This window comes from Ensifer sp. ENS09 (assembly GCF_014852425.1).
Taxonomy (GTDB): domain Bacteria; phylum Pseudomonadota; class Alphaproteobacteria; order Rhizobiales; family Rhizobiaceae; genus Ensifer.
In genome coordinates, this window is sequence record NZ_JACVBP010000007.1 from 303,316 (window position 1) to 322,816 (window position 19,501).

Annotated in this window: 16 protein-coding genes; 4 read left to right on the top strand and 12 right to left on the bottom strand. The window is 63.3% G+C overall.

Annotated features, from left to right (window positions below; translation table 11 throughout):
• Positions 1-2: 2 nt before the first annotated feature.
• The 3 genes from IB267_RS30255 to IB267_RS30265 form a co-directional block, all read right to left on the bottom strand.
• The gene (locus tag IB267_RS30255; protein WP_043625398.1) at positions 3-884 is read right to left on the bottom strand and encodes a carbohydrate ABC transporter permease; all 882 of its coding nucleotides are present in this window, start codon (positions 882-884) and stop codon (positions 3-5) included.
• Complete coding sequence (locus tag IB267_RS30260; protein ID WP_192451094.1) at positions 884-1,762, bottom strand: carbohydrate ABC transporter permease; 879 nt, start codon at positions 1,760-1,762, stop codon at positions 884-886. The genes IB267_RS30255 and IB267_RS30260 overlap by 1 nt, the downstream gene beginning before the upstream one ends.
• A gap of 276 nt (positions 1,763-2,038) precedes the next feature.
• Positions 2,039-3,271: an ABC transporter substrate-binding protein gene (locus IB267_RS30265; RefSeq protein WP_370689582.1), complete on the bottom strand. Its 1,233-nt coding sequence runs from the start codon at positions 3,269-3,271 to the stop codon at positions 2,039-2,041.
• Between the two features lie 314 nt (positions 3,272-3,585).
• Between IB267_RS30265 and IB267_RS30270 the strand changes: the two genes are divergently transcribed.
• Positions 3,586-4,650, top strand: a complete 1,065-nt coding sequence (locus IB267_RS30270; protein WP_192451095.1) for a LacI family transcriptional regulator — start codon at positions 3,586-3,588, stop codon at positions 4,648-4,650.
• A 99-nt stretch (positions 4,651-4,749) separates the two neighbouring features.
• On the opposite strand, the gene IB267_RS30275 is transcribed toward IB267_RS30270, so the two are convergent.
• From IB267_RS30275 to IB267_RS30295, 5 genes are read right to left on the bottom strand one after another with little or no spacing between them, the layout of a single operon-like run.
• A complete protein-coding gene (locus IB267_RS30275) occupies positions 4,750-6,258 on the bottom strand; it encodes an aldehyde dehydrogenase family protein (protein WP_192451096.1) in 1,509 nt (502 codons plus the stop codon).
• A complete protein-coding gene (locus IB267_RS30280; RefSeq protein ID WP_192451097.1) occupies positions 6,258-7,037 on the bottom strand; it encodes an enoyl-CoA hydratase/isomerase family protein in 780 nt (259 codons plus the stop codon). The genes IB267_RS30275 and IB267_RS30280 overlap by 1 nt, the downstream gene beginning before the upstream one ends.
• Positions 7,030-8,649 (bottom strand): acyl CoA:acetate/3-ketoacid CoA transferase, encoded by a 1,620-nt coding sequence (locus IB267_RS30285; RefSeq protein WP_192451098.1) that lies wholly within the window; start codon positions 8,647-8,649, stop codon positions 7,030-7,032. Before IB267_RS30285 ends, IB267_RS30280 begins: the two co-directional genes overlap by 8 nt.
• Positions 8,650-8,653: 4 nt before the next feature.
• Positions 8,654-9,655 carry a Gfo/Idh/MocA family protein gene (locus IB267_RS30290; protein WP_192451099.1) on the bottom strand — a complete coding sequence of 334 codons (1,002 nt, stop codon included), beginning with the start codon at positions 9,653-9,655 and terminating at the stop codon, positions 8,654-8,656.
• The gene (locus IB267_RS30295) at positions 9,652-10,692 is read right to left on the bottom strand and encodes a LacI family DNA-binding transcriptional regulator (protein WP_192451100.1); all 1,041 of its coding nucleotides are present in this window, start codon (positions 10,690-10,692) and stop codon (positions 9,652-9,654) included. The genes IB267_RS30290 and IB267_RS30295 overlap by 4 nt, the downstream gene beginning before the upstream one ends.
• 297 nt (positions 10,693-10,989) lie before the next feature.
• Here IB267_RS30295 and IB267_RS30300 point away from each other — a divergent pair, with 297 nt between their 5' ends.
• Entirely contained in the window at positions 10,990-12,162 is a 1,173-nt protein-coding gene (locus tag IB267_RS30300; RefSeq protein ID WP_192451101.1) for a dihydrodipicolinate synthase family protein, read from the top strand.
• 89 nt (positions 12,163-12,251) lie between these two features.
• On the opposite strand, the gene IB267_RS30305 is transcribed toward IB267_RS30300, so the two are convergent.
• A complete protein-coding gene (locus tag IB267_RS30305) occupies positions 12,252-14,420 on the bottom strand; it encodes a TonB-dependent receptor domain-containing protein (protein ID WP_246810892.1) in 2,169 nt (722 codons plus the stop codon).
• A 152-nt stretch (positions 14,421-14,572) separates the two neighbouring features.
• Here IB267_RS30305 and IB267_RS30310 point away from each other — a divergent pair, with 152 nt between their 5' ends.
• Positions 14,573-16,042, top strand: a complete 1,470-nt coding sequence (locus tag IB267_RS30310) for a glycosyl transferase family protein (protein ID WP_192451102.1) — start codon at positions 14,573-14,575, stop codon at positions 16,040-16,042.
• Between the two features lie 17 nt (positions 16,043-16,059).
• Here IB267_RS30310 and IB267_RS30315 read toward each other — a convergent pair whose 3' ends face one another.
• The 3 genes from IB267_RS30315 to IB267_RS33800 all read right to left on the bottom strand — a co-directional run bounded on the left by IB267_RS30315 (position 16,060) and on the right by IB267_RS33800 (position 19,049).
• Positions 16,060-18,123 (bottom strand): M3 family metallopeptidase, encoded by a 2,064-nt coding sequence (locus IB267_RS30315; RefSeq protein ID WP_192451103.1) that lies wholly within the window; start codon positions 18,121-18,123, stop codon positions 16,060-16,062.
• A 105-nt stretch (positions 18,124-18,228) separates the two neighbouring features.
• Positions 18,229-18,870 carry a LysE family translocator gene (locus IB267_RS30320; protein WP_192451104.1) on the bottom strand — a complete coding sequence of 214 codons (642 nt, stop codon included), beginning with the start codon at positions 18,868-18,870 and terminating at the stop codon, positions 18,229-18,231.
• A 47-nt stretch (positions 18,871-18,917) separates the two neighbouring features.
• On the bottom strand, positions 18,918-19,049 hold the full coding sequence (locus IB267_RS33800) for a hypothetical protein (protein ID WP_256436981.1): 132 nt from the start codon (positions 19,047-19,049) through the stop codon (positions 18,918-18,920).
• Between the two features lie 298 nt (positions 19,050-19,347).
• On the opposite strand from IB267_RS33800, the gene IB267_RS30325 reads away from it, so the two are divergent.
• Positions 19,348-19,501: isocitrate/isopropylmalate family dehydrogenase (locus IB267_RS30325; protein ID WP_246810896.1), on the top strand; the 154-nt coding region annotated here is incomplete at its 3' end.

Consider the following 19,501-nt stretch of genomic DNA (forward strand, 5'->3'; position numbering starts at 1 on the left):
GCTTATCCTTTCACGGCGCCCGACATCAGGCCGCGAACGAAGTAGCGGCCGGACACGATGTAGACGATGAGCGTTGGCAGGGCGGCGAGGATCGCGCCCGCGAAGTGAACGTTGTATTCCTTGACGCCTGTCGAGGACGAAACGAGGTTGTTGAGCGCGACCGTCATCGGCGTCGAATAGGGGCCGGAGAAAGACGCGCCGAACAGGAAGTCGTTCCAGATGTTGGTGAACTGCCAGATGACGGAGACAACGATAATCGGGCCGGACGACGGCAGCAGGATGCGCCAGAAGATCTGGAAGAAGCTGGCCCCGTCGATCTGCGCCGCGCGCACCAGCTCGGTCGGGAACGCCTCGTAGTAGTTGCGGAAATAGAGCGTCGTGAAGCCGAGGCCGTAGATCACATGGACGAAGATCAGGCCCCAGATCGAACCGGCGAGCCCGAGAATGCCGAGAATGCGCGCCATCGGGATCAGCACGATCTGGAACGGGATGAAGCAGGAGAGCAGCAGCATGGCAAAGAAGATGTTGGCACCGGGAAAGCGCCACTTCGTCAGCACGTAGCCATTGAGCGCGCCGATGATCGTCGAGATCGCCACGGCCGGCACGACCATCAGGATCGAGTTGATGAAGAAGGGCTTGAGACCCGTCGGCTGCACGCCGATCTGTGCCGTCGACCAGGCCTGCAGCCAGGGCTCGAGCGTAAAGGTCTGCGGCAGGTTGAGCATGCCGCCCTGGCGGATCTCGTCGAGCGGCTTCACCGAGTTCACCAGCATCACATAGAGCGGCAGCAGCGAATAGAGCGCAAAGAGGATCAGCGCGGTGTAGATCAGCGCGCGGGTAAGGCGGTTGTGCGAGATGATGTTGTCTGGGCTCGGAGCGCTCATCAGCGTCTTGCTCCCCGGATTTCGGAATAGAGATAAGGAACGATGATCGAGAAGATCATCACCAGCATGATGATCGCCGAGGACGCGCCGATGCCCATCTGGTTGCGGGTGAAGGTGTAGGAATACATGAAGGTCGCGGGCAGCTCGGTCGCCTGCCCCGGCCCACCGCCGGTGAGCGCGATGATCAGGTCGTAGGCCTTGATCGCCAGATGCGCGAGCACGACGAAGGCGGAGAGGAACACCGGCCGCATCAAGGGAATGATGATCCGGCGATAGATCGTCGAGGTCTTGGCGCCGTCGATCTGGGCGGCCTTGATGATCTCGTTGTCGACGCCGCGAAGGCCGGCCAGGAACATCGCCATGATGAAGCCGGTCGACTGCCAGACGGCGGCGATGACGACGCAGTAGATCGCGTAGTTGCGGTCCTTGATCCAGTTGAACGAGAAACTCTCCCAGCCCCAGAGATGCATGGTGTTCTCAAGGCCGATGCCAGGGTCGAGGAACCACTTCCAGGCCGTACCGGTCACGATGAAGGAAAGCGCCATCGGATAGAGATAGATCGGCCGCAGGAAGCCTTCAGCGCGGATCTTCTGGTCGAGCAGGATCGCAAGGCCGAGGCCAAGCACCGAGCAGATGGCGATATAGAGCGCGGCGAAGATCGCCAGGTTGCTCACCGCCCGCCACCAGTGTGGCAGCGCCCACAGCTTCGTATAGTTGCTTAAACCGACGAAATTGTAGGACGGCAGCATCTTGCTGTCCGTCATCGACAGAAAGCCGGTATAGGCAATGAAACCATAGACAAAGATCAGGACGATGAGGAAGCTCGGGGCAAGCACCAGCTTCGGTATCAGGTCCTGCAGGCGACTGCGGCTATCCATGAACGTTCACCACTTCTGGCGCGGCCGTCGGGCACAACCCTGATATCGGCATCCGCGCGAGGTTCTGGGTATCAAAGCGCCCCTCCCCGCGTCCTATTGGCCACGGTGGTTCGACGGCGCTTGCATGTCGGAATGGGGTGCCCGGGGCGCCTAGCAGCGCCGCGTGTCTCGCAAGACATGCTAAGGTCGCTGCAACACCTAAGTTGCTGCATAATTTTGTCCTTTAATCCATGCGGATCTAAGGAATTATGCAGTACGCGCCCCGGAGCGAGCCCGTTACTTCGCGGCCTCGACGGCCGAGACCAGTTCCTTGACGGCCTCTTCGGACGTCAGTTCGCCGTTGAACTCACGCGTCACGACGTCGTAGATCGCGTTCTTGACGGCAGCCGGATTGGCATGGCCATGGGCCATGGAGCCGAAGAGCTTACCGTTGGTGTTGGCTTCCGCCAGGTCCTTGATGCCCTTCTTGCCGCAGGCGTCGAAGTCCGTATCCGGAACGTCGGTGCGAGCCGGGACCGAGCCCTTGACGACGTTGAAGGCCGACTGGAAGGTCGGGCTTTCGATCGCCGAAGCCATGGCGAGCTGGGCCGGAACCTTGTCGTCGGCAACCTTGAACATCGCGAACTGGTCGGAGTTGAAGGTCACGGAGCCTTGCGTGCCCGGGAAGCGCATGCAGACGAAATCGGTGCCCGGCACCTTCTTGGCCTTCAGGAACTCGCCCTTGGCCCAGTCGCCCATGAACTGCAGGCCGGCCTTATTCTCGATGACCATGGCGGAAGCGAGGTTCCAGTCACGGCCCGAGAAGTTGTCATCGACATAGGAGCGCAGCTTCGTCATGCGGTCGAAGGCTTCCTTCATCTTGTCGCCGCCGAGCGCTGCCGGGTCGAGGTCGATGAAAGCCTGCTTGTAGAAGTCGGTGCCCAGTGAAAGCACGACGGCGTCGAAGATCGTCGCATCCTGCCACGGCTGACCACCATGGGCGATCGGCGTGATGCCCTGAGCCTTGAAGTTGTCGAGTAGGGCAACCAGTTCGTCCCAGTTGGTCGGTTCCTTGCCGCCTGCCTTGTCGAGGGCAGCCTTGTTGATCCAGACCCAGTTGGTCGAATGCACGTTCACCGGTGCTGCGATCCAGTGGCCGTCATACTTCGAGAACTGCTGCAGGGCGGTCGGGATCACCTTGTCCCAGCCTTCCTTGGAAGCGGTCTCGTCGAGGTTACCGAGTGCGCCTTCCTTGGCCCAGTCGAGAATGTCGAAGCCGAGCATCTGCACGGCGGTCGGAGCGTTGCCTGCGGTGACGCGCGCGCGCAGCACCGTCATGGCTTCCGTACCGCCACCGCCGGCGACCGGCATGTCGGTCCAGGTGATGCCCTTGCTTTCCAGATCCTTCTTCAGAACGTCGAGTGCGGCGGCTTCGCCACCCGATGTCCACCAGTGCAGAACTTCCACATTTTCGGCTGCGCGCGCGGCGGTGGCCGCCATCATCAGCGCCACAACGGCCGTCGTCGTCATCAACTTGCGCATCGTTTTCCTCCCGTTTGCAAGTTAACGAGGCGGAACCTCCTCCACCCCGGAATTCGCGCCGCTTAAGCCAGCGGCTGGCCATTTAAAACGTTATAAATTCAGCAAGTCAAGCATTCCGCCATTTTGTACTTTAGCACCTTCGGAACCGTTTGAATTTACTGAATTATATAGCTCACATTAGCTATTGCAGCGCAGCAATCCATGCCGCGATGCGAGATTTAAAACGTTTTCATGATTCGATTGCCTAAGCGTTCGCGCCACGTTACAAAACCCGCTCTTGCCCGTTCTCAGGATGACTAGCATTGGCCGATCCCTCCAAGCCCGCCCACCACGAAGACAGCGGCGCCACCGCCAAGCGCGGCAAGCCGACCCTTCGCACGATCGCGGAAATCACCGGCCTTGCGGTCACCACCGTCTCGCGCGCGCTCTCCGATGCACCGCAGATCTCCATCGAGACCCGAAAGCGGGTGCGCGAGGTCGCCGACGAGATCGGCTACTCGCCCGACCGGGCCGCCCAGCGCCTGAAGACCGGCCGCACCAATGTCATCGGCGTGCTGCTCGATCCGCACGAAGAAATTCTCGGCTACGGCACCTCGATCATGAGCGGCATCGCCAAGGCGCTGCAGGGCACCGCCTACCACCTGATCGTCATGCCGAATTTCCTGAACTCGACCAATGTCGAAGCGGTCAACTACATTACCCGCAACGCGATGGCCGATGGCCTGATCTTCTCGCGCACGGAACCGCTCGATCCCCGCGTCCGATTGCTGTCCGATCTCGGCTTTCCCTTCGTCACCCATGGGCGTACGGAGCTTTCCACCCCACATCCCTATGTCGACTACGACAACTTCACCTTCTCCTACCAGGCGACGAAGCGCCTGATCGCCAAGGGCAGGCGCAAGCCCGCGCTGATCAGCGGGCCGGCGGACTTCACCTTTGCCGGCCATCTGCAGCACGGCTTCATGACCGCCGTGCGCGAGGCGGGCTGCGCCTACGAAATCCTCTCCGGCATCGACCTCGACAGCCCCGCTGGCGCGATCCGCGACCGTGTGCGCCAGCGCTATGCCGAGCCCGATCCGCCGGATAGTTTCATGTGCGGCGGCGAGGTCTGTGCGCTGGCGACCATCACCGGCATGAGCGATTGCGGCCTGACGCTCGGGCGCGAATACGACATCGTCGCCAAGCAGACCTCGCACCTCTTGAGCGCCATCCAGCCGCAGGTCGAAACGATCTACGAGGACCTGACGGCGACCGGCGAAGACATGGGCCGGGTGCTTCTGCAGAAGATCGGCGGCGAGAGCGACATCAGCAAGCTCCAGCTGCTGCTCTGTCCGCAGATCCCATCGAGCTTCGGCACGGCCGGCTGAGCGGGCGAACACGGCGTGCAGGACGGCGTCGCGTGACGCTGCCTCCTGCCCCATTGCTCCCCCCGTCGTCCGCATGTCCTCTCCTCCCTTGTTTCAGCCTTAGCGCGGCATCCACCAGCCGGTGCGCGGCCCCATATGCATGTTGAGCGTCTTCGTCTCGGTGTAGTCCTCGACCGAATGCCGGCCGAGTTCACGGCCGAGGCCGGACTGGCGGTAGCCGCCAAAGGGCAGTTCCGACGCACCGTCCATGAAGGTGTTCATCCAGATGGTGCCAGCACGCACGCGGCGGCCGATCGTCAGGCAGGTGTCGAAGTCCCGGCTCCAGACGCCGGCCGAAAGGCCGTAGTCGATCGCATTGGCGATGCGGATCGCCTCCTCGGTCGTCTCGAAGGTCAAAACGGAAAGAACCGGCCCGAACACTTCTTCCCGCGCCACTGCCATGTCCGGCCGCACGGAAGAAAGGATCGTCGGCGCCATGAACTGGCCCATGCCGAGATCGAGCGCCGTGCCGCCATGAGCGACCGCGGCGCCGTCCTTGGACGCGGCAGAAACATAGCTGGCAATCTTCTCCAGATGCTGGGGCGTGATGATCGCGCCCACCTGGGTTTCCGGATCAAGCGGATCGCCGACCTTGACCTTGGCCGAGAGCTCGGCAATGCGGCGCGTCACCTCGTCGGCGATATCGCGATGCAGGATCAGCCGCGAGCCGGCATTGCAGCATTCGCCGGCATTGAAATAGGCGCCGAACACTGCGGCATCGATGAACTCATCGAGATTGGCGTCCGGGAAGACGATCTGCGGGTTCTTGCCGCCAAGTTCCAGCGAGACCTTCTTCAGCGTCTGTGCAGCATTGGCCATGGTCAGGCGGCCGACGCCGGTCGAGCCGGTGAAGGACACCATGTCGACATCAGGATGCGTCGTCATCGGCGCGCCGACCTCCGGCCCCGTGCCGGTGATGATGTTGACGACACCGGCGGGGACGCCGGCGGCTTCGAGGATCTCGCCGAGCAACAGCGTTGAAGCCGAGGTCAGTTCCGACGGCTTGACGACCGTGGTGCAACCCGCCGCAAGCGCAAAGGGCAGCTTCTGGCTGACGATCAGGAACGGGAAATTCCAGGGCGTGATGATCGAGACGACGCCGATCGCCTCGCGCAAGACGACGCCAAGCGTGCCGTCGCCGAGTGTGTTGTAGCTCTCGCCATGCAGGTCGCGAGCAAGGGCCGCCGCATAACGCCAGATATCGGCGGCACCGCCGAGTTCGCCCTTGGCCTGGCTGATCGGCTTGCCGGATTCGATCGCATCGAGATAGGCGAGTTCGTCGGCACGCTCGGCAATGATGTCGGCGGCACGCAGCAGTACCAGCGACCGCTGGGATGCGGTCATGCGCGGCCAGGCGCCTTCGTCGAAAGCGCGGCGGGCAGCGGCAATCGCCTTTTCGGCGTCGGCCTTGGTGCCGGCCTGATAGCGGCTCACGACAACACCATGGCCCGGCGCCACGCGCTCGATCGTGCGCCCTTCGGCGCTATCCACCCACTTGCCGTCGATCAGCATCTGGAAGGCGCGAACCTTGTGGCCTTCGATCGGCTTGGGCTTCACGAGCACGGTCATTACCATTCTCCCTTGAATTGAGCTTCACGCTTCTCGGTGAAGGCGGCGACGCCTTCCTTAAGATCACCGGTCTTGGCGACGAGGATCGAGCCGAGTGCCTCGACCGCAGATCCGTTGTCTTCGCCATTCGCCGAAGCGAGCATCAGTTTCGAAATCTCGAGCGCCGCAGGCCCGCGTTTGGCGACACGCGCTGCGTAGTCGCGGGCGGCGGCAAGCACCGTACCGGTCTCGACGATGGCGTCGACCAAACCCTCAGTGCGGGCAGCCTCGGCGGTTAACATCTCGCCGCCAAGAACCATGCGCCTGATGATCTGGGCGCCGAAGCGTGAGACGAGACGCTGCGTGCCCGACCAGCCGGGCACCATGCCAAGGCTCGTCTCCGGCAAGCCGATCTTGATCTGCGCCTCGGCCATCCGGATATCGGCGGCCGCCGCAAGCTCCAGCCCGCCGCCGAGCGCGTGGCCGTTGAGGGCCGCAATGACAGGCATGCGCAGGGTCGCCAGCCGCTCGAACACGCGGTGACCGAAACGCACCCAGTCATGCCCGAATTCAGGCGCATCCATGCCGCCCCACGCCTTGATGTCGCCACCGGCCGAAAACGCCTTGCCCTCGCCGGTGAGGATGACGACGCGCACGTTGCGGTCGGCCTCGACCGTATCGCAGGCGGCTGCCAGCGCCTTCAGCATGTCGATGTCGAAGGCGTTGAGCTTGTCTGGACGGGCAACCGTCATGGTCGCGATCGGCCCATCAACCTCGATGCGAATACGGCCCTCAGCCACGACCGCCTCCCTGAAGCCGGCGCGCCGGCTTTTTCGGCAGCTCCAATCCGATCAACGCTTCTTGGAACAGGGCAGCATCCATCGTCTTCAGCCTGTCGGAAACGATCAGCGGAAATTCCGACTGGTCGAGAATATGCGCCTGCAGATCAACGCCAGGCGCGATCTCGGTCAACATCACCCCTTGAGGCGTCAGCTTCATTACGCAGCGCTCCGTCACATAGGTGATGTCCTGGCCCTGCTCGATGCCGCGACGGCCCGAGAAGGTAATGTGCTCGACTTCGTTGACCAGCTTCTTCAGCTTGCCTTCCTTCTCGATCACCAGCCTGCCGTCGGCGATCGAAAGCTTGGCGCCGGCATTGAACATGCCGGAGAAGACGATCTTCTTTGCCCGTGCGGTGATGTCGACGAAGCCGCCGGCACCGGCCGTCACATGCGGACGGAAGGAGAGTTTCGAGACGTTGACCGAGCCGTGGCGATCGATCTCAAGGAACGAAAGCAACGAGGCATCGAAGCCCGCACCCTGAAAGTAGGTGAACTGGTAGGGCGAGGGCATGAAGGCATCGGCATTGGAAGCGCAGCCGAAGGCAAAGTCGAGAAGCGGCACGCCGCCGACGGCACCCTGCTCGATCACCCAGGTGACCGCACCATGCAGCCCTTCTTCGAGCAGGATGCGCGGCACGTTGGCCGAAATGCCGAAGCCCAGATTGACGGCGCTGCCGGCTTGCAGCTCCTGCGCCACGCGGCGGGCAATCACCTTCTGGATATTGAATTCTGGGACCCGGAAGCTGTCGAGCGGCCGGAAGATCTCGCCGGAGATCGCCGGATCGTAGAGCGTCTGCGTTGTCTGCTTCTGGTCGGGGTCGACGATGACGTAATCCACCAGCACGCCCGGCACACGCACGTCATGCGGCTTCAACGAACCTTCCTTGGTGATGCGTTTGACCTGGGCAATGACGATTCCGCCATTGTTGCGGGCGGCAAGCGCCTGGTCGAGCCCACCGAGATAGGCGCCCTCGTGCTCATAGGTGAGGTTGCCGCGCTCGTCGGCCGTCGTCGCGCGGATGATCGCCACCTGCGGCGCGATCGCCTTGAAGTAGAGCCAGTCCTCGCCTTCGAACGAGACCTTCTTCACCACGGGCTCAGCCGCAGCAGAAGCGTTCATGGCGCAGCCTTCGCGCGACGGATCGACGAAGGTGTCGAGGCCGACCTTGGTCATCACGCCCGGGCGCTTGGCTGCCGCTTCGCGGTGCATGTCGAAGAGAATGCCGGACGGCACGTTGTAGGCGGCCACTTCGTCAGCGCCGATCATCTGCCAGATCAGTGGCGGTTCGGCACTCGACGGGCCGGAAGGGTAGGAGCCGCCGATGATCTTCTTCAGCAGACCTTTCTTGGCGATGTAGTCGACACCCTTGATGCCGCTCATGTCGCCGGCGGCAATCGGGTGCAGCGTCGTCAGGTCGCGCGGATGGCCGGTCGTCTCGAACCGCTCGCCGATCGCCTTCAGCATCAGGTCGGGGCAGCCGAGTCCGCTGGACGAGGAGACGGAAACGACGGCACCATCCGGGATCAGGGCGGCCGCTTCGGCCGGCGAGATATGCTTGCTCATCGACATCAGTTCAAAGTCCCGTTTCGATCGCCACGGCTTGGCCGGTGGCCGCCGCCTTGACGACGGCAAGGCCCGTTGCCAGCGACCAGACGCCGTCTTCGCCTGTCGCCGAAGCACGGCCTTCGCCCCTGACGGCAGCATGGAAGGCGGAAAGTGCGGTTTCGTAGAGATTGGCATGGTCGAGCGGAAGCTCGCTCGCGCCATCGGCGTTGCGCAGCGTCACCGTGCCTATCGGCTTCTGCGTCATCACGTTGCGGCCGATGAGCGAACCTTCGGTGCCATGCACCTCAAGCCCGGTCTCGGCATATTTGGTGGTGAAGGCATCGTGGAACTGGGCGATGACGCCGGAGCGGAAGTGGATGACACCCATGACGCCATCCTCCAGGCCTTCCTTGCCCATGCCGGCGCTATGGCTGATGGCGACCGCTTCGATCGGGTCGTCATTGAGGATGAAGCGCAGCGTATCGGCGTCGTGCACGGTGATGTCGAGGATGACGCCGCCGCCGGCATCCGGCCGCTCCAGCCGCCAGCCCTGGAGATGCGGTGGCAGATAGACCGCATGGAAGACGCGAGCAGCAATCGGCCGGCCGATCTTGCCTTCGGCGATCGCATCGTGCATCGCCCGATGGCTGGCGGCATTGCGCAGATGGTGGTTGGTGGCAAGCACCACACCCGCTTCCCGCGCCGCGCTCACCATGTCGCGCGCATCCTCCAGCGTCATGGCCAATGGCTTTTCGCAAAGCACGTGTTTACCGGCGGCGATCGCCGCCAGGGTCTGCTCGCGATGCAGCTCATTGGTGGTCGAGACATAGACGGCATCGACATCGGGATCGCCGACCAGTTCGGCAAGCGAAGTCACCGACTTGGCGATGCCGTTCTCCTCGGCATAGGCCGCGCCGCGCTCGGCGCTGGTGCTCATGACCGAGACGACATCGCCTCCGGCGGCGCGGATCGCGCCGATCACCCATTCACGCGCAATCGTGCTCGCGCCGATCAGACCCCATCGCGTCATGCCAGTGCCTCCCTTTTTCTCTCGACTGCAGCGCCGCAGCTCTGGCGAACGACGAGACGGACCGAACCGACGATCGTTTCCGGCTCCGCCTTGCCGGCCTTGATCTGCTTCAACAGCAACTCGGCGGCCCGCTGGCCCATGCCTTGTGGATCGACGGACACCGTCGTCAGCGCCGGAACTGCTGTCTTCGCCTCGATCACATCGTCGAAACCGATGACGGCGAAGTCTGCGCCCGGCTCCAGCCGCCGGGCCCGGAGACCATCGCAGACGCCGAAAGCGACCGCATCGTTGAAGCAGAGAGCGGCCGTCGGCCGGTCGGCGAGCATCATCGCCTGCTCCACCGCCGTCACCCCGCCGGCACGCGACGGCGCCGAACCGATGATCAGCGCCTCGGAAACCGGCATGCCGGCCTCGACAAGAGCGTCGCGGTAGCCGCGCATGCGCGCCTCGAAAACGGCCGTATCCGGAAAGCCGCCAAGGAAGGCGATGCGCTGGTGGCCACGCTCGATCAGGTGACGCACAGCAGCCATGGCGCCGGCATGGTTGTCTGAAATCAGCGAGGAAACCTCAGCACCCGCGATATCGCGCACGACCAGCACGACCGGAATGCCGCTATCGACCAGCGGCGCGAGATCGGCCGCTTCCGTGCCGCGCGCCGGGGAGACGATGAGACCGGAAACACCGTGCTCACGCATCGACGCCACCACTTCACGCTGGCGCTCGATCTTTTCGCCGGTATTGGCAAGGAACTGCACGAAGCCAGCCGACTGCACGACCGCATCGACGCCGACGGCGAGCTCCGCAAAGAAGCTATTGGTGAGATCGTTGACGACGATGCCGATGATCTTGGACTTCGCCTGGCGAAGATTGGCGGCGCTACGGTTATAGACGTAGCCGAGATCGCGGATGGCGGCATTCACCTTGGCGCGTGTCGTCTCGTTGACGAGCGAGCTGCCCTGAAGAACGAGCGACACGGTCGACTTCGACACGCCGGCGGCGCGCGCAATATCGATGACCGTTACCCTCTCCTTGACCACAGCATCCTCCCGAATTCTTCTGCCTGCTTTTCTCTTTCATAATTGGAACGTTCCAATTTCGTCAAGTGTTCGCTGATCACTTTTTTCGAGTCCGGCCGCGCCCGACGCAGAGACAAGACATCCAGAGAGACGTTAAGATTTGCGCTATAGGCAGAATATTCGATTGAATTTCAATAATATTATCGGAAATTCGCAATCACCAAGAGGAGAGGCACTCACCTGAAAAACATTGTCGCTTGCCATTTGGAACGATCCAAAGTATTCCAAGACAAACGTCCGCGGAGGAGACCAACCCCAATGACAAGCCTGACGCTGCCGTGCCAAGACGGTTCGCTTGAACAGTATCGTCTGACCGGAACGCCGATCGAACGGCCCAGCACGCCGCCGACCTTCAACCGCATCGCCTATGCGGCCGCCCATGTGGTTTCGGATCCGCTTCGCGACCTCGATCCCTGGGGCAATCCGGCGATCGACTGGGACGCGACCATGGCGTTTCGCCATCACCTCTGGAGCCTGGGCTTCAAGATCGCCGAGGCGATGGACACCGCCCAGCGCGGCATGGGCCTTGCCTGGCCGGGCGCGCAGGAACTGATCCGCCGCTCGCTCGGCGAAGCGCGGCAAATTCCAGGCGCTGATCTTGCCTGCGGCGCCGGCACCGATCATCTCGCCCCGGCAGACGCGCGGTCGCTGGACGACGTGATTGCGGCCTATGAGGAACAGGTCGGCTTTGTCGAAGGCGAGGGGGGCAGGGCGATCATGATGGCAAGCCGGGCGCTTGCCCGCGTCGCCCGTTCCGCCGACGATTATCGCCACGTCTATGGCCGCATCCTCGGCCAGACCCGAAAAAAGGTGGTGCTGCACTGGCTCGGCGACATGTTCGATCCGCAGCTTCGGGGCTACTGGGGTTCGGAGGATTTCGACAAGGCGCTCGATACGGTGCTGTCGATCATCGAGGCCAACCGCGACAAGGTTGAAGGCATCAAGATCTCGCTGCTCGACAACACCAAGGAAGTGGCACTGCGCAATCGCCTGCCCGAAGGGGTGCTCTGCTTCACCGGCGATGACTTCAACTATGCCGAACTGATCGAAGGCGACGGCACGAAGTATAGCCACGCGCTGCTCGGCATCTTCGATGCGGTGGCGCCATCTGCCTCCAAGGCCTTGGCGGCACTCGCGAAAGGCGATCTAGCGACCTTCCGCGGCGTGATCGAGCCGACCGTGCCGCTGTCCCGCAAGATCTTCGAAGCGCCGACGCAATACTACAAGGCCGGCGTCGTTCTCCTCGCCTGGCTGAACGGTCACCAGCGCCACTTCACCATGCCCGCCGGCATGCAGTCCGCCCGCGGGGTGCTGCACTACGCCGACATCTTCCGCCTCGCCGACCGCGCCAATGTACTCGACCGGCCGGAACTGGCGGCGCAGCGGATGCAAAGCCTGCTATCGACTTTTGGCGTGGACCAAAACGCTTGAGAAAGAGGGGCGCTTGAGAAAAGCGCAGACGGCGCCCGGGAAGGCGCCGTCTGTTCTCGATCCGAAGCCGGGAAGGGCCGGCCGGATGATCAGAATGTCGCCGTCAGGCTCAACCAGAAACGGCGACCTTCCCCGACGGCGTTGAAATCGGTCGGCTCCACTTCCTTGTCGAAAAGGTTGTAGACGGCTGCGTTCAGCGTCAGGCCTTCGCCGACATCATATTTCGTGCCGATATCGACGGTGGTGTAGGCATCATACTTGTAGCCCGTTTTGCCGTTGATCTTCACAGGCTTGCCGCTGGTGGTCGAGACACGCGGGCCGGCAGAGACTTCCTCGCCGTGATAGTTGACCGATGCCCAGGCCTCGAGCCCTTCGACCGGCGTGAACCAGTCAGCTCTCAGATTGGCCATGTGCTCCGGTGTGCGCGCCAGCGGGAAGCCGGCAAAATCTCCGGTCTGCTGTTCCGACTGCGTATAGGTATAGCTGGCGCGAAGTGTCAGATCCGGGGTCGCATTCCAGGTCGCCGTCAGTTCCACACCCTGGATAATCGCGTCGTCGATGTTGTAGTTGTACCAGAGGCGGTAGTTCGGTTCCTCGCTCCAACGGACCGGATTGCCCGAGGCGTCCATCACCGGCATGTTGGCGATCTTGTCCCGGAAGTCCGTGTAGAAATAGGTTCCGCCGAGGATGACATCGCCATTGTCCCAAACCGCGCCGATTTCATAGCTGGTGCTCGATTCGGCCTTCAGGTTCGGGTCCGCGATGATGACGCCGCAGGTGCCGGTCGGCCCGTAGGTGCAACCGCCGCCACCGGTGGTGTAGGCATAGCCCGGGGCGATGCTGCGGATATCGGGCGCGCGGAAGCCGGTGGAGACGCCGCCCTTCACCGTCAGCATGTCGGTCGCGTTCCAGACGCCATAGATGCGTGGGCTCAGATGGTAGCCATATTCCTCGTGGTGATCGAGACGCAGGCCGGTGGTCAGCGCGAAGTCATCGACCATGCGCCATTCGTCCTCGGCAAACAGCGCCCATTGGGTGGCCGAGAAAGTTTCGGTTTTGCCCGTGCGTCGACCCGGATTCTGGTCGGAAAGCCGCGCCTCGAAATATTGCCCGCCGGTCACCAGCGTGTGGCTGCCGCCGAGATCGAAGGGGGTGGTGAACTTGCCGTCGATGACGGTGTTGCGGACTTCGGGTGCGCGTGGCTGCTTGATGAAACGGCCGTCCGCCTGGCTGTAATTGTAGTTCCGACGCTCCGCCCATTCCTGCAGGATGGAGAAGTCGGACGTCGTCGGGCCCCAGCGTCCGGTATGGGAAAACGACCAATGATCGCGGTCGTTTTCGTTGTAGGTGCTGACGGCGCGCGGACCGGGCGCAATGGTGTTGCCGACATTGGCGTCGCGCTTCAGCCGCGCCGTGCCGCCGTCCAGGAAGAAGTCGTGATCCTCGTTCGGCGTATAGGAAAGCCGCGCCGTCAGATCGTGCTCCTTCGCGCCGGTGATGCCGGACAGGAACTTGTCCTCGCCGCGCTTCAGGCCGCGGCCCCAGATCTGCACGCCGAGGGTGTCTTTCAGGATCGGACCGCTGGTGTAGAACGACATCTGGCCTGAATTGCCGAACTGCCTGTGCTGCTGCATCGTGCCGTCGGTGGTGACCGAGCCGGTCCAGCTGTCGGCGACCTTGCGGGTGATGATGTTGATGACGCCACCCATGGCATCGGAACCGTAGAGCGACGACATCGGGCCGCGCACGATCTCGATGCGCTCGATGGCGGCGGCGGGCGGGATGAAGCTCTGCTCGAAGCCGGAATTGCCGTTGGTGCGCGCGTCGCGCGTGCTTTGGCGTTTGCCGTCGACGAGGATCAGCGTGTAGGAGCCGGGCAGGCCGCGGATGAAGATGTCGCGCTCGTTGGCGACACCGGTCACCGCCACCCCTTGCGCGTCACGCAGCGCATCGGTGAGATCGCGGAACGACCGCTTCTGCAGGTCTTCGCCCGTGACCACCGTGATGCTCGCCGGCGCATCCTTGACGTTCTGCTCGAATCCGGTCGCCGTCACCACGATCTGCTCAAGCTCGGTCGCTTTCTCCTTATCCTCTTCCTCGGCCTTCTGCGCCAAGGCGTCCGTCGGCACTGTCAACGCCGTGCCGGCAAGGCAGGCGCAGACGAAACGACGTGACCATCCGCCCGGACCGCACCGGTTCCGGCGGGCCCCTTGCCGCTGCCCCTCGGTTTCGGTCGCAAGCCCCATCCGCTTCATCATCTTCGCCCCGCATATATCTTGAGTAATGAACTCCACTTAGTTATTGGCGAGGGAGGCGGTCAACGACGCTGTTTTGGAACGGTTCCAAATACGAAACGACGCAAAACAGCGCCCGCGAATATGCCGGATGAGACAGGAAGGCAGGACGAACCATGGCGGAAGAACGAACGGGCGAAGCAGTTGGAAAGCCGGTCTCGAACGAACGTCAGACGGATCTGAGCAAGCTGCGCCTGCTGGTGGCGCTCGACGCGCTGCTGCGCGAAAACAGCGTCAGCCGTGCCGCCTCAAGCGTCGGCCTGCAGCCCTCGGCGATGAGCCGCTTGCTCGGTCAATTGCGTGAGGACTATGCTGATCCGCTGTTTCTGCGCACCGGTCACGGGCTGCGCCCGACCCCGCTTGCCGAGTCTCTGCGGCTACGCGTGCGCGCACTTGCCGCAGAGACCGAAGCCCTGCTTGACGCACGCTCCACTGCCTCCGCCCCCACAGCGACGGGTCACGCCGGTTGGGGAGGGCAGGCCCTGACCGACGCACCACCGCTGGCGGTCCGGCCAAGCCGCCTGCTTGAGGGGGAGCCGGCGCCGGAACAGTTCGCCGCAAAGCTGGCCGAAATCGGTGACGACGCCGCCCCTGAACGACGCTTGGCGCGCTGCATCGCGACTGTCGGCACCGGCGCCGGCCGCAGCCGACCCTTGAGCAAAGAGGAGGCAGAGGACGCGCTGGCCATCATCCTTGCCGGGGAGGCTGATCCGGTGCAGATCGGCGCGCTGATGACGGTGCTGCACTACCGCGGGCCGACGGCGGTGGAGGTGGCCGGCTTCGTGCGCGCCATGCGCCGCCATATCGGTGCGATCGAACCGGGAAGCGGGATCGCCGACCTCGACTGGCCCTGCTACCTCTCGCCGAAATTGAAGACTGCGCCCTGGTTCCTGCATGCGGCACGGCTCGTCGCCGATGCCGGCCATCGCGTCGTGCTGCATGGAAGCTACGGTGAAAAGGGTCAGGAGCGGCACAAGCTCGAGGTGGCCGCTTCCACAGCCGGCATCCCGGTCTGCACGTCGATCGCAGCGGCGAAGGCTGCACTTGGGTCCGCGGGCATCGCCTACCTGCCGCTGTCGGCCTTTGCCCCACAGGTCTATCGTCTGCTGGGACTCTATCGGCTGATGGAGATGCGCATGCCGCTGAACGCCGCCATTCACCTCATCAATCCGATGGGCGGGCGGGCAAGCCTGCTCGGCGTCGCCAATCCTTCGAGCCGCACGCTCAGCCGCGACATCGCTCTATTGCTCGAAACGAGCGAACTGACGATCCTCGGCAACACCCGCGACCACGCCGAGTTCACGCCCTACCGCCAGACGCCGCTTTTCCGTCTTGTCGGGGGCGAACCATCGGACCTCATCATTCCCGCGAAAATCGCGCCGCCAGCCGAAGCGCGCACGGGCTTGAGCAGCCGCGAATACTGGCAAGCCGTCTGGACCGGTGCTGCCCGCGACCAACGCGCGGAAACCACCATCGTCACGACGGCGGCTGCCGCCCTTCTCAGCCTGCGCAATCACGACGACTACGAGGCTGCTTGCGAGACGGCGCGGGGACTTTGGAACAACCGATCACGCCGGATGGCGTGATCGGAGATAGGCGCGGCTCAGGCGGCCAGGCCCTTTTTCGCCAGCATCGCATCCGGGCTCGGCAGCTTGCCACGGAAGGCCTTGTAGGCATCCTCCGGATCGATCGAACCGCCGACCGAATAGATGTTGTTCTTGAGACGAGCGGCCATGGCCGGATCGAAGGCGTTGCCGGTTTCCTCGAAGGCGGCAAACGCGTCCGCGTCGAGCACTTCCGACCACATGTAGGAATAGTAGCCGGCCGAGTAGCCGTCGCCAGAGAAGACGTGCAGGAAATGCGGGCTGCGGTGGCGCATGACGATCGATTTCGGCATGCCGATCTCATCGAGCTTCTTGGCTTCGAGCGCCATCGGTTCCGCCGTCACCGCGGCCGTGTGGTAGGCCATGTCGACCAGTGCGGAGGAGGTAAACTCGACCGTTGCAAAACCGGAGTTGAAGCTTCGCGCCGCCAGCACCTTGTCGAGCAACGCCTGCGGCATCGGCTCTCCGGTCTGGTAGTGCACCGCGTAGCGCTTGAGGATCTCCGGCACCGTCAGCCAATGCTCGTAGAGCTGGGACGGCAGCTCGACGAAGTCGCGCGACACACCCGTGCCCGACACCGAAGGGTAGGTGACGTTGGATAGCATGCCATGCAAGGCGTGTCCGAACTCGTGGAAGAGCGTGCGGGCGTCGTCGAGCGACAGCAGCGCCGGCTTGCCCTCGGCGGGCTTCGCGAAATTGCAGACGTTGTAGATGATCGGCAGTTCGCCTTCCGCACCGTTCTTCAGCTTGAGCTTGTGCTGCGACTGGAACGAGCTCATCCAGGCACCCGAGCGCTTCGAGGACCGGGCGAAGTAATCGCCGAGGAATAGCGCCACCAGCTTGCCGGATGCATCCTTGATCTCGAAGACACGCACGTCGGGATGGTAGGCGGCAATGCCCTTCTTCTCCGTCGCGGTAATGCCGAACAGGCGCTTGGCGACATCGAAGCAGGCCTCGATGATCTTTTCGAGCTGCAGGTAGGCCTTGAGTTCGCCTTCAGAGAAATTGAACTTCTCGGCGCGGAGCTTCTCGGCGTAATGGCGCCAGTCCCAGGGCATGACGTCGTGATTGCGGCCCTCGTCGGCAACCAGCCGGGCAAGCTCGGCCTCTTCCTCGCGCGCACGGGCAACCGCCTTTTCCCATACCTGCATCAAGAGGCCGTTCACGGCATCAGGCGTCTTCGCCATGGTGTCGTCGAGTTTCAGCGACGCGAAGTTTTCGTATCCGAGCAGCTTTGCCTTTTCCGCCCGCAGCGCCAGCGTCTCGGCGATCAGCCCGCGATTGTCGGTCGCGCCACCGCTTTCACCGCGCGCGATCCAGGCGCGGAAGGCCTGCTCGCGAAGCTCGCGATTGTCGGAGAAGGTCAGGAACGGTTCGATGATCGAACGCGACAGGGTGACCGCGTATTTTCCCTTCTGGCCGCGGTCTTCGGCGACTGCGGCCATGGCGTCACGCAGGAAGTCCGGTAGCCCGGCGAGTTGCTCCTCGCTCTCCAGGAACAGAACCCAGCTCTTCTCGTCGGCGAGCACGTTCTGCCCGAACTTGGCGCCGAGACCGGCGAGCGTTTCGTTGATCGCTGCCAGCCGCTCCTGCTCGGGCTTCGCGAGCTGGGCGCCGGATTTGACGAAACCCTTCCAGTGCCGCTCGAGTACGCGCGTCGCTTCAAGATCGAGGCCAAGCCTTGCGCGCCCTTCCCACAGCGTGTCGATGCGCTTGAACAGCGCCGCATTCATGCCGATTTTCGAATAGTGCCGGGACATCTTCGGCGCGATATCGCGCTCGAGCGCCTGGATCGTCTCGTTGGTGTCGGCGCCGGCCTTGTTCCAGAAGATCGAGGATACGCGCGACAGTCCGTCACCGGCGATCTCCAGCGCAATGATCGTGTTTTCGAAGGTCGGCGCCGCCGGGTTTTCGGCAATCGCGTCGATCTCCGCCTCATGTTCCCTGAAAGCCGCGTCGAACGCCGGAGCAAAATCCTCGTCCTTCACCAGGTCGAAACGCGGCAGGCCTTCGTGGCCGGTCCATGCGGTGAGCGCGGGATTGAGCGGGGTGCTGGTGGTCATCAGAAATCCTTTCGCATGCGGTCCGACGCGGGGCCGGGGAGGGGCGTCGTGATCTATGACATCAGGACGCGGAGGCAATGGAGGTGGTCGTGAGGCGGCTTGCCGTCAAGGCCTGCGCAAACCGAGAAGCCCGGGGGCAGCGTGCCAGACCGCCTGAACGGCAAAGCCGATGAACAGGAGACCGGAGAGCCGGACGATCGTGAGTTCGTGGCGTCGGTAGAAACGCCGCACGACCGAGGTGCCGATGATGACGATCAGGATCAGATCGGCCAAGAGAAATCCGATCAGCGAGACGCCGAGCAGCGCCGGCAGCGCATCGAACTCGAGCGCGTTGGCCGAGCTGGCAAGCAGCGCGGTGAAGGTTGCGAGCGCCACCGGATAACCCTTGGGATTGGTGAGTCCGAAAATCAGTCCGCGCCTTAGGGGGCGCTCGACTGTCACGAGCGCACGGTTTTCGCCGGCGGGGCGTGCGCGCAGTGCCGTCCAGCCGATCCAGCCGAGATAGGCGCCGCAGAAGAGACCGAGGATATCGAAGATCGTCGTGCCGACGGAGCGGGCGCCGACGATTGCGACCAGCGCCAGGGTCGACCAGAGAACGTCACCGGCAAGATGCCCGCCCATGAACAGAGCGCCTGCCTTGCGCCCCTGGCCGGCGCCGATGCCGAGGAGCGCCAGAAACGCCGGCCCGGGAATAAGGACATAGGAGAGGGCGGCGAGAAAGGCTCCGATCAGCAGCGTCTCGGACATGGCGGGTTCCCAGTTGTGTTGCCCGCATTCGATCCGGAGGCACCGATTCAGTCAAGAGGAAAGCTAAGCCAGCTATAGGACGAGGCCGGTGAGCGCCGGGCGGACGGACGGCCAGCAAAGGTCAGGTTCTTGGTCGTGGCGCGGATATGGGCGGCGACGGCGTGGACGAAGTTGCGCATGTTCTTTCTCCTTGAGGATCGATGGCCGGGCAGGCACGCGGTTTCTGAAAAAATCATCGCAGTCCCCCGGCTGATCAGCTGTTCCGTCGGGAACATGTCGCTCGCGGCCGCGCACAAATCTTTCGTTTCGCCGATTTCCCTCGATACGAAGTTGCGCTAGAACGCGCCCGGCAGCGCGGTGCGCCTGTTCAGGCGCACCGCGGCCGCTGCAGAACTTAGGAGGGCTGCATGTTTCCTTAAATCGACTGCGATTTCAAGAAACATGCAGCCGGTTTTCCCCCCGCGAGAAGGACTATCCATGACTGTGCGCAACCTCTTCCTTCTGCCCGGCGACGGCATCGGCCCGGAAGCCATGGCGGAAGTCCGCAAAATCATCGCCTACATGAATGCCGAGCTTTCTGCCGGCTTCGTGACCGACGAGGGCCTGGTCGGCGGTTCGGCCTATGACGCCC